Source organism: Streptococcus ruminicola (assembly GCF_011387195.1).
Classification (GTDB): domain Bacteria; phylum Bacillota; class Bacilli; order Lactobacillales; family Streptococcaceae; genus Streptococcus; species Streptococcus ruminicola.
This window is the reverse complement of record NZ_CP046919.1, coordinates 1,821,783-1,836,290: the sequence shown is the minus strand read 5'-3', so window position 1 is coordinate 1,836,290 and position 14,508 is coordinate 1,821,783. Positions and strand designations below refer to the sequence as shown.

15 protein-coding genes are annotated in these 14,508 nt (G+C 36.6%); all 15 read left to right on the top strand.

Annotated features, from left to right (window positions below; genetic code table 11):
- Window position 1 precedes the first annotated feature (1 nt).
- A complete protein-coding gene (locus GPZ88_RS09305) occupies window positions 2–2,638 on the top strand; it encodes an FtsX-like permease family protein (RefSeq protein ID WP_166044220.1) in 2,637 nt (878 codons plus the stop codon).
- 111 nt (window positions 2,639–2,749) lie between these two features.
- Complete coding sequence (locus GPZ88_RS09300; RefSeq protein WP_157629053.1) at window positions 2,750–3,346, top strand: restriction endonuclease subunit S; 597 nt, start codon at window positions 2,750–2,752, stop codon at window positions 3,344–3,346.
- A gap of 71 nt (window positions 3,347–3,417) precedes the next feature.
- On the top strand, window positions 3,418–4,755 hold the full coding sequence (locus tag GPZ88_RS09295; RefSeq protein WP_166044218.1) for a DUF2130 domain-containing protein: 1,338 nt from the start codon (window positions 3,418–3,420) through the stop codon (window positions 4,753–4,755).
- An 87-nt stretch (window positions 4,756–4,842) separates the two neighbouring features.
- The gene (locus tag GPZ88_RS09290; RefSeq protein ID WP_039698211.1) at window positions 4,843–5,082 is read left to right on the top strand and encodes a DUF1858 domain-containing protein; all 240 of its coding nucleotides are present in this window, start codon (window positions 4,843–4,845) and stop codon (window positions 5,080–5,082) included.
- Entirely contained in the window at window positions 5,075–6,436 is a 1,362-nt protein-coding gene (locus tag GPZ88_RS09285; protein WP_166044216.1) for a DUF438 domain-containing protein, read from the top strand. The genes GPZ88_RS09290 and GPZ88_RS09285 overlap by 8 nt, the downstream gene beginning before the upstream one ends.
- Before the next feature lie 75 nt (window positions 6,437–6,511).
- Complete coding sequence (gene truB, locus GPZ88_RS09280) at window positions 6,512–7,393, top strand: tRNA pseudouridine(55) synthase TruB (protein ID WP_166044214.1); 882 nt, start codon at window positions 6,512–6,514, stop codon at window positions 7,391–7,393.
- 13 nt (window positions 7,394–7,406) lie between these two features.
- Entirely contained in the window at window positions 7,407–8,339 is a 933-nt protein-coding gene (locus tag GPZ88_RS09275; RefSeq protein ID WP_338104105.1) for a bifunctional riboflavin kinase/FAD synthetase, read from the top strand.
- 42 nt (window positions 8,340–8,381) lie between these two features.
- Window positions 8,382–8,786: a Spx/MgsR family RNA polymerase-binding regulatory protein gene (locus GPZ88_RS09270; protein ID WP_006532216.1), complete on the top strand. Its 405-nt coding sequence runs from the start codon at window positions 8,382–8,384 to the stop codon at window positions 8,784–8,786.
- 81 nt (window positions 8,787–8,867) lie between these two features.
- Window positions 8,868–9,143 (top strand): UPF0223 family protein, encoded by a 276-nt coding sequence (locus GPZ88_RS09265; RefSeq protein WP_006532215.1) that lies wholly within the window; start codon window positions 8,868–8,870, stop codon window positions 9,141–9,143.
- Complete coding sequence (locus GPZ88_RS09260) at window positions 9,133–9,897, top strand: inositol monophosphatase family protein (RefSeq protein WP_166044210.1); 765 nt, start codon at window positions 9,133–9,135, stop codon at window positions 9,895–9,897. The genes GPZ88_RS09265 and GPZ88_RS09260 overlap by 11 nt, the downstream gene beginning before the upstream one ends.
- Before the next feature lie 98 nt (window positions 9,898–9,995).
- Complete coding sequence (locus GPZ88_RS09255) at window positions 9,996–10,820, top strand: ZIP family metal transporter (RefSeq protein WP_158913890.1); 825 nt, start codon at window positions 9,996–9,998, stop codon at window positions 10,818–10,820.
- 119 nt (window positions 10,821–10,939) lie between these two features.
- A complete protein-coding gene (locus tag GPZ88_RS09250; protein WP_166044208.1) occupies window positions 10,940–11,266 on the top strand; it encodes a putative quinol monooxygenase in 327 nt (108 codons plus the stop codon).
- A gap of 46 nt (window positions 11,267–11,312) precedes the next feature.
- Window positions 11,313–11,645, top strand: coding sequence for a DUF6568 family protein (locus GPZ88_RS09245; protein WP_166044206.1), 333 nt, complete (start codon window positions 11,313–11,315; stop codon window positions 11,643–11,645).
- A 13-nt stretch (window positions 11,646–11,658) separates the two neighbouring features.
- Entirely contained in the window at window positions 11,659–13,014 is a 1,356-nt protein-coding gene (gorA, locus tag GPZ88_RS09240; RefSeq protein ID WP_166044204.1) for a glutathione-disulfide reductase, read from the top strand.
- Between the two features lie 131 nt (window positions 13,015–13,145).
- Entirely contained in the window at window positions 13,146–14,456 is a 1,311-nt protein-coding gene (locus GPZ88_RS09235; RefSeq protein WP_166044202.1) for an RsmF rRNA methyltransferase first C-terminal domain-containing protein, read from the top strand.
- The last annotated feature ends 52 nt before the right edge of the window (window positions 14,457–14,508 follow it).

The following is a 14,508-nucleotide window of genomic DNA, read 5'->3' as shown; positions in this document are numbered from 1 at the left end:
TATGTCAAAAAAGACTTATTGGAAAGATATCAGAAAATCAATCGGAAGTTCAAAAGGTCGTTTTTTATCCATCATGCTTTTGATGATGCTTGGAGCTTTTGCCTTTGTCGCCTTGAAAGTAACAGGACCTGACATGCAAAGGACAGCAAGTGCTTATCTTAAAAAGCAAAATACCATGGACTTGTCAGTTATTGCAAGCTATGGTTTTAGTGATGATGATCAAAAAGAGCTAGCAACGATCAAAGACAGCGAAGTTGATTATGGCTATCTGACGGATGTGACAATTAAAAATACCGATGATGCTATTCGTGTGTTTTCAAACAGCAAGCGTATTTCAAAATATGAGTTAGTTTCAGGTGTTTATCCCAAAGCTGCTGATGAAATTGCTTTAGCTTCAACCATGCAAAAGAAATACCACCTTGGTGATAATATCACCTTTACGCAGTCTGACGAACAAGGCATTTTGAAAAAAACAACATTCAAAGTTGTTGGCTTTGTCAATTCCTCAGAGATTCTTTCAAAATCTAGCCTTGGAACATCAAGTGCTGGAAACGGAGTATTGAAATACTATGCCGTCGTTCCAGAATCAGCCTTTGACAGTGATTTTTACACGATTGCTAGAATTCGTTATGATGATTTAAAAAAACTAAATCCATTTTCTGAAACATATAAGGAAAAATTAGCTAAAAAAGAAAGTGCGCTAGAGGATTTGCTTTCTGATAATCCTAGCCAGCGTTTAGCACAATTAAAATCAGAAACGCAAACTTCACTTGATGCTAATCAAGCAAAGGTCGATGCAGCTAAATCTCAACTGGAAGCCCAAAAAGCAATGCTCACTCAATTACCAAATGAGCAGCAATTAGCAGCACAAGAATCAATCAATCAAGCCCAAGCTCAAATTACTGAGAGTGAAAAGCAGCTTAGTGACGCTAAAACGAAGCTTGATTCTATGAAAGAGCCAACATATACATCGTATACTCGCTCAACCTTGCCAGGTGGTGGAGGTTATCAAACCTACATTTCAAGTACCTCAAGTATTGGCAGCATTGGCAATGTCTTTCCTGTTGTATTATATGTTGTTGCTGCTTTAGTGACTTTCACAACAATGACGCGATTTGTAGATGAAGAGCGTACTAATTCAGGAGTGTTAAAAGCTCTTGGTTACAGCAATAGCGACGTTATTAAGAAATTTGTTATCTATGGTTTTGTTGCTAGCATGACAGGAACCATCTTGGGAATTTTTGCGGGGCATTACATTTTGTCACGAGTCATTGCTGAGATTGTTACAGGTGATACAACTTTAGGAAGTACGACTTATTATTTCTATTGGTCGTATACTTTGATTGCAATCGTATTTGCTCTTGTTAGTGCGGTCTTGCCAGCCTTTATTATTGCTAGAAAAGAGCTTAGTGAGAAACCTTCTCAGCTTTTGTTGCCAAAACCACCAGTCAAAGGTTCAAAAATTTTCTTAGAACGTATCGGTTTCATTTGGCGCCGTTTGTCATTTACACATAAAGTTACTGCCCGAAATATTTTCCGATACAAGCAGCGCATGCTGATGACCATATTTGGTGTTGCCGGTTCGGTTGCCCTTTTATTTGCTGGACTAGGAATTCAATCGTCATTAGGAAAAATCATTGATAATCAATTTTCACGTTTGATGCCTTATGACATGATTGTGGTCACTAGTGATGATAGCAGTAGCCAAAAAGAGTTGACGTCTGTTTTAGATTCTAAAAAAGTATCCAAATACCAAAGCATATATTTATCACATGTCACAGAAAGTATTTCTGGATTGACAGATAAGCAAGACATTTCAATTTTGGTTAGTCAAGGTAAAAGTTTTGGTGACTTTATTCATTTGAAAGATGCTAAAACAGCACAAGACTTGACCTTAACAGATGATGGTGTTGTCCTATCAGAAAAATTAGCTGACTTATATCACATAAAAGCTGGTGATTCATTTGATTTTAAAGATCAAAATGGGAATAAGCATTCTCTTAAAGTCTCTGCAATTGCTGAAATGAATGTTGGTCATTATCTTTTTATGTCACAAAAAGCTTATGAAAAACTCTTCGATGAAGAGGTTAAAGATAATGCTTACCTTGTCACACTTAAAAATCATTCTAGTAAGAATATCGAAGATATGTCTACAAGATTATTAGCCATGGATAGTGTATCAGCTGTTAGCCAAAATGCTTCACTGATTAAGAATGTTAACTCAGTCGTTGTCTCTCTTAATGGCGCAATGACGATTCTAATCATCATATCCATTTTACTTGCAGTGGTTATTCTCTACAACTTAACCAATATTAATGTGGCTGAACGTATTCGAGAATTATCAACGATTAAGGTTCTTGGATTTTATGATAATGAAGTGACCATGTACATTTATCGAGAAACGATTAGTTTGTCATTGATTGGTATTGTAGTAGGATTGATTGGCGGAAAATACTTACATCAACTGATTATGAATATGATTGGTTCAGATTCAATTAAGTTTGGGACTGAAGTTGGCTTATCAATCTACATCATTCCAATTATCGTTGTTATTGGAATACTATTCTTGTTAGGTTGGCTTGTTAACCATATCCTAAAAACAGTTGATATGCTAGAAGCTTTGAAATCAGTTGATTGAGTTCTTGGAAAAAATCGAATAAATAGTAAAGGAGCAGTGAGTCTACTGCTCTTTTAACTTGTTTAATGTTCAAATTAGTATTATAATACTAACATGTAAGGAGAGATAGCTATGAGTGAATTGATTGAGAAATATGAAGCAAATCCGATTGCCAAAGTTTCTTTAAGTGACGTGACAGAGCATTTTAAAGGAAAGGCTGTTTCAAAATTAGGAGATACAGGAAATGTATCGGTTGTTAACTTAAGTGATATGACTGAGACTGATATTGATTACGACCATTTGAAAAAGATTGATGCAGAACAAGACAGTGTCTCACGTTACCTTTTAGAAGATGGAGATGTTTTAATTGCCTCAAAAGGAACAGTTAAAAAAGTCGCTGTTTTTCATGAGCAAGATAGGGCAATCATTGCCTCTGCTAACATTACTGTTTTAAGACCGACTGCTGACATTTCAGGGACATATATCAAATTATTCTTAGAATCTGAATTAGGTCAAGAACTTCTTGAGACAACTAATACCGGAAAAAATGTGATGAATTTGAATACGAAAAAGATTGTTAGTATTCAAATACCAAAACTTCAGCCACTCAAACAAGCTTTTCTCATTCAACGATATGAACAAGGTTTGAAAGATTACAAGCGAAAAATTACTAGAGCAAACCAAGAATGGCAACATATTCGTGATGATGTTGCTAAGAACCTATTCTAGATATATAAAAGAAGTCTTCGAGACTTCTTTTTGTTATAATAGGAGTAATTATAAAATCAAGCGAGGAAATTATGAATAACATTAAGTGTCCCCATTGTGGAACAGTCTTTACCATTAATGAAACAGAATACAGTCAATTGCTAGCTCAAGTCAGAAGTAGCGAATTCGACAAAGAAATTCATGAGCGTTTAGAAAAAGAAAAGGCACTTTTAGAAGAAAAATCAAAAAATGATTTGCAAGTTCAAGCTAGTGCTAAAGATAAAGAAATTGCAGATTTGACTACGCAATTAGAGCAGCTAAAACAAAGTTTAGAGCTTGACAATCAACGCCAACTAGCTAAGAAAGACCAAGAAATTCTCGAGTTAAAATCTAGCTTGGAAAATTTCCAATCAAATAAAGATTTGGAACTAACAAAAGCTTTAACGGAAAAAGATAAAGAAGTAGCTGAGCTTAAAAATCAACTCGAACGTTTATCACTTGAAAATAAAACAAGTCTGGTAGAAGCAGTTGCTAGCGTTGAAAAAGAACGTGATGATGTTAAGTCAAAATTAGCTCTCCAAGAAAAAGAAGCTGAATTATCTCTTGCATCTGTTAAAAGAGATTACGAAGCTCAATTGAAAGCTGCCAATGAACAAGTTGAATTCTACAAAAACTTTAAAGCTCAGCAATCAACTAAGGCAATCGGTGAAAGCTTAGAAGTATATGCCGAGACAGAATTTAATAAAGTGCGTGCCTATGCTTTCCCAAATGCAACCTTCGGCAAAGATAATGAAGTATCAAGCCGTGGCTCAAAAGGAGACTTCATTTATCGTGAAACTGATGAAAATGGTATTGAAATACTATCTATCATGTTTGAGATGAAAAATGAAGCTGATGAGACAAAAACCAGACACAAAAACAAAGATTTTTACAAAGAATTAGATAGAGACCGTCGCGAAAAGAATTGTGAGTATGCGGTTTTAGTTACCATGTTAGAAGCTGACAATGATTACTTTAACACAGGAATTGTCGATGTTAGCCATGAATATGAAAAGATGTACGTGGTTCGTCCGCAATTATTCATCCAATTGATTGGTATTTTGCGAAATGCTGCGCTTAATTCTCTTAAGTACAAACAAGAATTAGCCTTGGTTCGTGAACAAAATATTGACATTACGCATTTTGAAGATGACCTTGAAACCTTTAAAAATGCCTTTGCGAAAAACTACAATTCGGCAAGTAATAACTTCAAAAAAGCCATTGATGAAATTGATAAATCAATCCGTCGTATGGAAGAAGTAAAACGATTTTTAACGACAAGCGAAAACCAACTTCGACTTGCTAACAATAAACTTGACGACGTTTCAGTCAAAAAATTAACCCGAAAAAATCCAACAATGCGAGCAAAATTTGAAGCCTTGAAAGATTAAAAATGATGTCAGATTTTATGACAGATGAAGTCAGTTTAAAATTCTTGTGCTATAATGAACCTATCCCTAATAAAAGAGGTTATTATAATGAACAATATTATAGATTTAACCAAACCAGTAGCTGAGGTTGTAAAAGAACATCCTGAGATTAAAGCTATTTTGGTTGATTTAGGTTTTAAACCTTTAGCACAAGTAACTATGCTAAATACCGTTGGCAAAGTGACTTCTCTGAAAGCAGGAGCAAAACTGGCTAATGTCTCACTTGATAAAATTCAAAAAGTACTTGAATTTAACGGTTATGAAGTGATTGGAGGCAACAATGACTGAAAATCGTATTGAAGTACTAAAAGATATTTTGTTGCGTTTGCATCACGGTGCGGATGCTGATTCTGTTCAGGAAGATTTCAATCAAACCTTTAAAGGTGTTTCCGCGCTTGAGATTTCAATGATGGAGCATGAGTTAATGGGAGATGAGACTGGCATTACCTTTGAGGATGTTATGGGCTTGTGTAATGTCCACGCTAACCTTTTTAAAGGAGCTGTGTCAGATGTTGATGTCCCAGATGCGGAACAAGAAGGGCATCCTGTTTATGTATTTAAGCAAGAAAATCTAGCTTTACGCTCAGCTATGTTGCGCATTCGCCGTATTATTGAAAACTATGAGAAACCTGAAAATGCAGACTTTCGTGATGATTTGTTACGTGGTTTGAAATTTCAAATGGGACTGCTAGGACAATTTGATAATCATTACAAGCGTAAAGAAGAGCTCTTTTTTCCATTGATGGAACAGCATGGTCATGATGCTCCGCCACGCGTCATGTGGGGTGTGGATGATGATATTCGTGAGCTCTTTAAAAAAGCACAAGCATCAGTGGGTAAATTACCAGAAATATCAATCGCTGAAGTGTCACAAGCCTTTGAAACTTTTGCTCATGAATTTGAAGAAATGATTTTCAAGGAAGAAGCCATTTTGTTGATGATTCTTCTTGAAGCTCTTACCCAAGATGATTGGTTAGCCATTGCTGATGAAAGTGACGCGTATGGTTATGCCATTATTAAACCAACAGCTAAATGGCAACCAAAACGTGAGTCATTTGACAGTGAGAAACCAGAATCTGCTTCTGTAACAGTTAATTCTGATGATTTTTGTCAGACTAATGCTGAATCAAATGATAGTCAATTGACGAAAGTTATCGATACGCCAGAGGGACAGTTCACCATTAGCTTTACACCTAAAAAAGAAAAGCCAGCTGTTGATCGCACAACTGCTCAGCCATTTGGTAACGGGTATTTGTCAGTAGAACAAGCCAACCTGATTTTAAATCATCTCCCTTTGGAAATAAGCTTTGTTAATAAAGACGATATTTTCCAATACTTTAATGACAATACTGTTCCAGAAAAAATGGTGTTTAAACGTACACCGAGTCAGATTGGACGTAACGTTGAACTTTGTCACCCACCAAAAGTGTTAGATAAAGTCAAAAAAGTCTTTAAATTACTTCGCTCTGGCGAACGCGATAAAGTTGTCATGTGGTTTAAATCTGAAAAAATGGGAAAATTCATCCATGTCACTTATGCAGCCGTTCGTGATGAAAATGATGAATTCCAAGGTGTCTTAGAATACGTACAAGACATTCAAGAATTTTTAGACATTGACAGTGATGTCAAACGCGACATTTAAAAAAACACAAACAAGTTAAAACAATGCAAAGTTTTAGCTTGTCTTTTTTTACTGAAAACGGTTATAATAGAAATTATGATTAACGGAATTATTAATTTGAAAAAAGAGGCTGGAATGACTAGCCATGATGCAGTCTTTAAGCTTCGTAAAATTTTACATGAAAAGAAAATTGGTCACGGTGGAACGCTCGATCCTGACGTTGTTGGTGTCTTGCCAATTGCTGTCGGAAAAGCAACACGTGTGATTGAATATATGACAGAAGCTGGAAAAGTATATCGTGGGCAGATTTGCCTAGGATTTTCAACAACAACTGAAGATGCCAGTGGTGAAGTTGTTGAGAAGACTCCAGTTTCAACAGAGCTAACAGAAGATGCCATTGACCAAGCTATGGCGAGTTTTGTTGGTGAAATTACTCAGATTCCACCAATGTACTCAGCTGTTAAGGTCAATGGAAAACGTTTATATGAGTATGCTCGTGCTGGACAAACAGTTGAGCGACCTGAACGCCATGTGACAATCTATGATTTCAAACGCACTAGCCCGTTAGAATTCAAAGATGATTGTTGTTATTTTGACTTTGAAGTTGCTTGTAGTAAAGGAACTTACATTAGAACCTTGTCAGTCGATTTAGGAAAATCACTTGGTTTTGCCAGTCATATGTCTTATTTGGAGCGCCAAGCTTCAGCTGGTCTTCAATTGGAAGATGCATTGACTTTGTCTGAAATCACTGAAAAAGTTGCGCAAGATGATTTTTCATTTCTTTTGCCAATTGAGTATGGCGTTATGGATTTGCCACGTGTAGATTTGACAGAAGATCAAGTTACAGAGATTTCATTTGGGCGTAAAATTGCTTTAGATAGAACTGAAGAACAATTAGCTGCTTTCTATCAAGATAAAGTTGTTGCTATTCTAATTCCACGTGATGACCTATACAAACCAAATAAAGTGTTTATATAATAGAATGGAAAAAATGAATATTCAACAAATAAAAGATGCTCGAGATATCAAACGTACTCGAGATAGTGTTTTAGTATTGGGATACTTTGATGGTCTTCACAAAGGCCACAAAGCTTTGTTTGATCAAGCGAGAGAAATTGCCAAACGCAATCAGCTAGACTTAACTGTTTTGACTTTTAATGAATCACCACGTCTAGCTCTTGCTCGTTTTACACCAGAATTATTATTGAATTTAACGGCGCCAGAAAAGCGTTACGAAAAATTTGCTGAGTATGGCGTTGATGACCTTTACTTAGTTGATTTTACATCAGCATTTTCAAAAGTGTCGTCAGAAGAATTTTTGAGGACTTATATCAAAGCTTTGCGAGCAAGAACTATTGTCGTTGGTTTTGATTATAAGTTTGGACACGATAGAAAAGACGCAGCTCATTTATCAGAAATTTTTGATGGTGATGTTATTGTAGTTCCTGAAGTTCAGGATAATAGAGAGAAGATTAGCTCTTCACGTATTCGTCAAGAGATTCTATCAGGGAATGTTTCTGAGGTAAATCGTCTTCTGGGCTATGAATTTTCAACTAAAGGGATTGTTGTTCATGGTGATGCTAGAGGTCGCACGATAGGATTCCCGACAGCAAATCTTGCCGTTTTAGACCGTGTTTATCTTCCAGGTGATGGTGTTTACGTGACAGATATTATTGTTTCGGGAAAACGCTACCGCTCAATGACAAGTATCGGAAAAAATGTGACTTTTGGTGGCCAAGATTTGCGACTGGAAGCAAATATTTTCGATTTTGAAAACGATATCTATGGCGAAACGGTCGAAATTATCTGGTTAGATAAAATTCGAGGCATGATTAAGTTCGCTGGAGCCGATGAATTAGTTGAACAGCTAAAATCTGATAAAAAATTTGCTCAAAATTGGGGAAAAAATAGAAAACTTTTTTAAAATTTTGTATAATTAAGTTAAGAAGATTAGAGAGGTGGTTTTATGATTACTTTATTTTTGTCACCAAGTTGTACAAGCTGCCGAAAAGCACGAGCTTGGCTTAATGAACACGATGTTAAATTTCAAGAACACAATATCATTACCAGTCCTCTTAGTCGCGATGAATTAATGGCTATCTTGGCCTTCACAGAAAATGGAACAGAAGATATTATCTCAACTCGTTCAAAAGTTTTCCAAAAGTTAGATATTGATCTTGACGAGTTATCTGTTTCAGAATTGATTGATTTAATTGCGAAGAATCCTGGTTTGCTTCGTCGTCCAATCATTTTGGATAACAAACGCATGCAAATTGGGTTTAATGAAGATGAAATTCGTGCATTTTTACCACGTGATTATCGTAAACAAGAATTGCGTGACGCAACGATAAAAGCAGAAATTGAAGGATAGAAAGGAATAACTCTTCAACAGGTTGATGTCTGTTGAGCTATGGAAAACGATTCGTTTTCTTAAGAGTTTGGGCATCTTTGTATGAAAAATTACAGCTATCCACTTGATTTGTCTTGGAGCACTGAAGAGATAGCATCAGTGCTTCATTTTTTGAATCAGGTTGAGGCCGCATATGAAAAGAAAGTTGCTGTTAGCGATTTATTAGACAGCTACGCAACCTTTAAGACAATTGTGAAAAGTAAAGCACAGGAAAAACAAATTGATCGCGAATTTCAACAAAGCAGTGGCTATTCAACTTATCAAGCCGTAAAAGCTGCTAAAGCAAAGGAGAAAGGATACATTTCCCTTGGAAAATAAGTTTCAATTTGCTAAAGACATTATTCGTGACGCAGGTGACTTTATTAAGTCTAATATGGTCAAGGATCTTGAAATTGAAGAAAAGACACGTTTTGATGATTTGGTAACGAATCTAGATAAAGCAACTCAAGAATTACTAATCACCAAAATTAAGCAAGCTTATCCAAGTGACCATATCTTGGCGGAAGAAAATGGTGTACACCACGATATTGCCGATGGTAATGTCTGGGTACTTGACCCGATTGATGGTACTGTCAATTTTGTGGCGCAAGGTACGCATTTTGCTGTTATGATTGCTTATTATGAAAATGGAGTCGGTCAATTTGGTTTGATTTATGATGTGATGGATGATACCTTGTATAGTGGTGGAGGTCAATTTGATGTTTATATGAACGATCAAAAATTACCACCATTTCAAGATCGACCAATGAACCGATTCTTGGTAGGCTGCAATGCTAATATGTTTGCGTATAACTACCATGGACTCCATGATATGATTGAGCATACTTTAGGGGTTCGTGTTTATGGTGGTGCTGGAATTAGTATGGCAGCAGTTATGGCTGGACAATTATTGGCTTACTTTTCTTACATTCAGCCTTGGGACTATGCAGCCGCTAAGGTGATGGGAGAAAAACTTGGTTATGTCTTATTGACTATTGATGGTGAAGAACCAGATTTCACACATCGTCAAAAAGTCATGTTTGTTCCGAAAGCAAAATTATCAACGATACAAACTTATTTATCTCAAACCTAGTATTTTTACTAGGTTTTTCTTTTACACCTATGGTAAAATAAGAATGAATTTATAGAAAACGTTTTTATTGGATAATATTGATAAAAGGAGATTTGTTTATGATGAATTGGCTAATGACACAAAATGTTGTCTTTTTAGCCTTGTTGGCAGGCCTTTTTACTTGGGGATGTACCATTCTTGGATCTGCCGTTGTTTTTTTCTTTACTAAAGTTAGCCGAAAATTGCTAGATATTATGATGGGATTTGCTGCCGGAGTAATGATTGCAGCGTCCTTTTGGTCTTTGCTTGACCCAGCACTTTCTTATGCTAAGGCTGATTATGGTAATTTTGCTTGGGTACCCGCAGCAGTTGGATTTTTACTCGGTGGCTTTAGTCTCCGATTGATTGACGCCCTTGTTCCTCACTTGCACTTAGGGTTAGATGTTTCTGAAGCAGAAGGGATTCAACCAAAGAAAAAACTCTCAAAAACAGCTTTGCTATTTTTGGCTATTACCATTCATAATTTCCCAGAAGGTTTAGCGGTTGGAGTGACTTTTGGGGCGCTTGCTTCTGGTAATATGACTAGTGCTGCGCTTATTGGTGCACTAGGACTTGCTATTGGGATTGGTTTACAAAATATTCCTGAAGGGGCTGCTTTGTCAATTCCGATTCGAGCTGATGGGAGTTCTCGTTTTCGAGCTTTCTTTCTTGGCGCAATGTCAGCCATTGTTGAACCAATTGGGGCTGTTTTAGGAGCAGCTCTAGTGATTATTATGCTACAAATCATACCGTATGCCCTAGCTTATGCAGCTGGTGCTATGATGTTTGTAGTTGTAGAAGAATTGATTCCTGAATCACAGACAAATGGAAATACTGACGTGGCCACTCTTGGATTAATGGTTGGTTTTGTTATCATGATGGTAATGGATGTAGCGCTGGGCTAATAACTTCATATTTAAAAAAGAGATTGAGATAAAATACCTCAGTCTTTTTTTGTGTGCAAATTATTTGAAACAGTTTTCAAAATTTATTAAAATGGACAAAAAAAGAAAAAGGTGATCTTATGGCAATTACAGTTAATTTGTATTATAAAGGTGCAAACGGCAGTGCTAGACGATTTGTAGAAGAAATGGAAAAATCTGGTATAGCAGATGCTATTCGTGCTGAAAAAGGTAATTTACGCTATGACTATTTCTTTCCGGCTAAAGAAACTGAGACAGTTTTATTGATTGATAGTTGGGAAAATCAAGAAGCCCTTGATATTCACCATGCTTCACCAATGATGACTACTTTAGCGAAATTGCGCGATAAATATGATTTGCATATGACAGTTGAACGTTATATTTCAGATAATAGTGACGTTGATGACAGTGCTTTTATTCGCCATTAATTTATCAATTACATCGATTATTAAGTTTTCTACAGGAGGTATTCAGATGACATCATTTGCATCATTTTTTACAGAAATTACTGCACAAGAAGCTAAAAAGTGTTTAGAAGTAGCAGAAGGTTTTATTCTCTTTATTGGTCGCCCTAGTTGTCCATATTGTCGCCGCTTTGAACCGAAGTTAACTCAAGTTGCTAAAGATAATCAACTTACTGTTTACTTTGTAAATAGTGAAGCAGCCGATTCTGATATTCAAGACTTAAGAACAGCATATGATGTTCCAACAGTACCAGGATTATTAGTTGCCAAAGCTGGTCATGTTAAAGTGGTGTGTGATTCGTCGTTGTCAGAAGAAGCAATTTTAGATTTTATCAAGAATTAGATTTGGAGAATATATGGACGTTAAGCAATATGACTATATTGTTATTGGTGGTGGTTCTGGTGGGATTGCTTCAGCTAATCGAGCAGCTATGCATGGTGCTAAGGTGATTCTTTTTGAAGCGAAAGAAGTTGGTGGTACTTGTGTCAATTTAGGATGTGTTCCTAAAAAAGTGATGTGGTACGGGGCTCAGGTCGCTGAGACGATTCAGACATACGCTAGCGAATATGGCTTTCACACGGCTGATACTACCTTTGATTTCAAAACTTTAAAAGCTAATCGAGAGGCTTATATTGACCGTATTCATGGCTCTTATGAACGCGGATTTGATAACAATGGTGTTGAGCGTGTTTATGACTATGCTAATTTTGTTGATTCTCATACGGTTGAAGTTGCTGGTCAATACTATACAGCTCCGCATATTTTGATTGCGACTGGTGGTCATGCTCTTTATCCTGATATTCCAGGTGCTGAATACGGCATGATTTCAGATGACTTTTTTGCCTTAGATAGTCTTCCAAATAGCGTTGCTGTTGTTGGAGCTGGCTACATTGCTGTTGAACTTGCCGGAGTCTTACATGCACTCGGTTCAAAGACGGACCTTTTTGTTCGTAATGAACGACCACTTCGTACGTTTGATAAAGAAATTGTTGAAACCCTTGTTAAATACATGGCCGAAAGTGGTCCACAATTACATACGCACTCAATTCCAAAAGAAGTTAAAAAAAATGCCGATGACTCTTTGACGTTAATTTTAGAAAATGGCGAATCTTACACGGTAGACGCTATCATTTGGGCAATTGGCCGTAAAGCAAATGTGAGTGGATTCGGACTTGAAAAAACAGGAGTAGAATTAACCAAAGAAGGTTTCATTAAAACAGATGCCTATGAAAACACCACTGTTGACGGTATTTATGCTCTAGGAGATGTTAATGGCAAACTTGAATTAACGCCAGTAGCAGTTAAGGCAGGAAGACAATTATCAGAGCGTCTTTTTAACAACAAACCAAATGCAAAAATGGATTATAAAGACGTTGCCACAGTCATTTTTAGCCATCCAGCGATTGGTTCTATTGGCTATTCGGAAGAAAAAGCTACTGAAGTATTTGGTGCAGATAAGATTAAAGTTTATCGCTCAACTTTTACGCCCATGTATACTGCTCTAGGTAATCATCGCCAACCAAGTAAAATGAAATTGGTTACTCTAGGTGAGGATGAGAAAATTATTGGTTTGCACGGTATAGGCTACGGTGTTGATGAAATGATTCAAGGCTTCTCAGTTGCTATCAAAATGGGAGCTACTAAAGAGGATTTTGATAATACGGTAGCCATTCATCCAACAGGAGCCGAAGAATTTGTGACGATGAGATAGATTTAAAATTTTTATAAACAAACAAAGCAGTTCGGATAAGAACTGCTTTTTATTGGTTAAATTGCTTATTAAATCAGTCATATGCTTGTCTTAAAGTTGTAATTAACATGTGAAATTGTTATCATATAAGTATGAAATTACCTGATAAATTTATTGAAAAATACCGTAATCTTCTTGGACAAGAAGCAGATGATTTCTTTGCAACTTTTGATCAAGAAGCTGTTTCTGGATTTCGTGTAAATCCTCTTAAAAATGCTCAGCAGACTTTTGAATCACCGATTCCTGACACCCCGTGGGGCTACTATGGAAAAGTGTCAGGTAAGTCACCTGAACATGTTTCTGGTCTGGTCTATTCACAAGAACCTGCTGCTCAAATGGTTGCTCAAGTTGCAGCACCGGGTGAGCACATGCGCGTGCTTGATTTAGCAGCAGCACCAGGTGGAAAATCCACCCATCTTCTTAGCTATATGAATAATACTGGTGTTTTAGTAAGCAATGAAATTTCCAACAAACGCAGTAAAATTCTGGTTGAGAATGTGGAACGTTTTGGTGCTAAAAATGTTGTCGTAACCAATGAAAGCTCAGACAGATTAGCCAAAGTTTTCAAAGAGTACTTTGACTTGATTGTCTTTGATGGTCCTTGTTCTGGAGAAGGAATGTTCCGAAAAGACCCTTCAGCGACACAATATTGGCATGAAGGATATCCAGCTGAATGTGCCAGTCTCCAAAAGGAAATCTTAGAAGAAGCAATGAAAATGCTAGCGCCTGGAGGCACACTTGTTTACTCAACATGTACATGGTCCCCAGAGGAAAATGAAGGCGTTGTTAACTGGCTATTGTCAAAATACGATTATCTTGAGCTTCTTCCTATTGAAAAAATCAATGGAATGGCTGAAGGAATTGACATGACTGAAGTTGCTCGTATGTATCCACACCGTTTTAAAGGTGAAGGACAATTTGTTGCTAAGCTACATGATACGAGGGAACCAGCTCACCGTAAAGTCAAACCTATAAAATCTAATCTAACAAAAGATCAGCTTAATCTTTGGCAAGATTTCGCCAAAAAACATCTAAAAATTGAGCTAAATGGGCTCCTACAAACCTTTGGCGATAACCTTTATTTGTTGCCAGAAGGATTGCCTGATTTAGGTAAATTAAAAATTGCTCGCAATGGACTTCATCTAGGAACATTTAAGAAAAATCGTTTCGAACCATCTTTTGCATTGGGCTTAGCCCTTTCACCAAATGACGTAGAACAGTTTGTAGAAATTGATATAGAACAGTTCAAGGTTTATGTTACAGGAAATGTCATAAACTTAGAAAATCCATTAAAAAATGGTTGGTATTTAGTTTCTGTAAACGGCAACGGCATAGGTTTTGCAAAAGTTACTGGGAATATTCTGAAAAATTACTTTCCAAAAGGACTTCGCTTTAATCCTTAAACTGTTATAGGTACAATTTTTGAATGTGATGGCCTGAAAACCACTTTTCAAG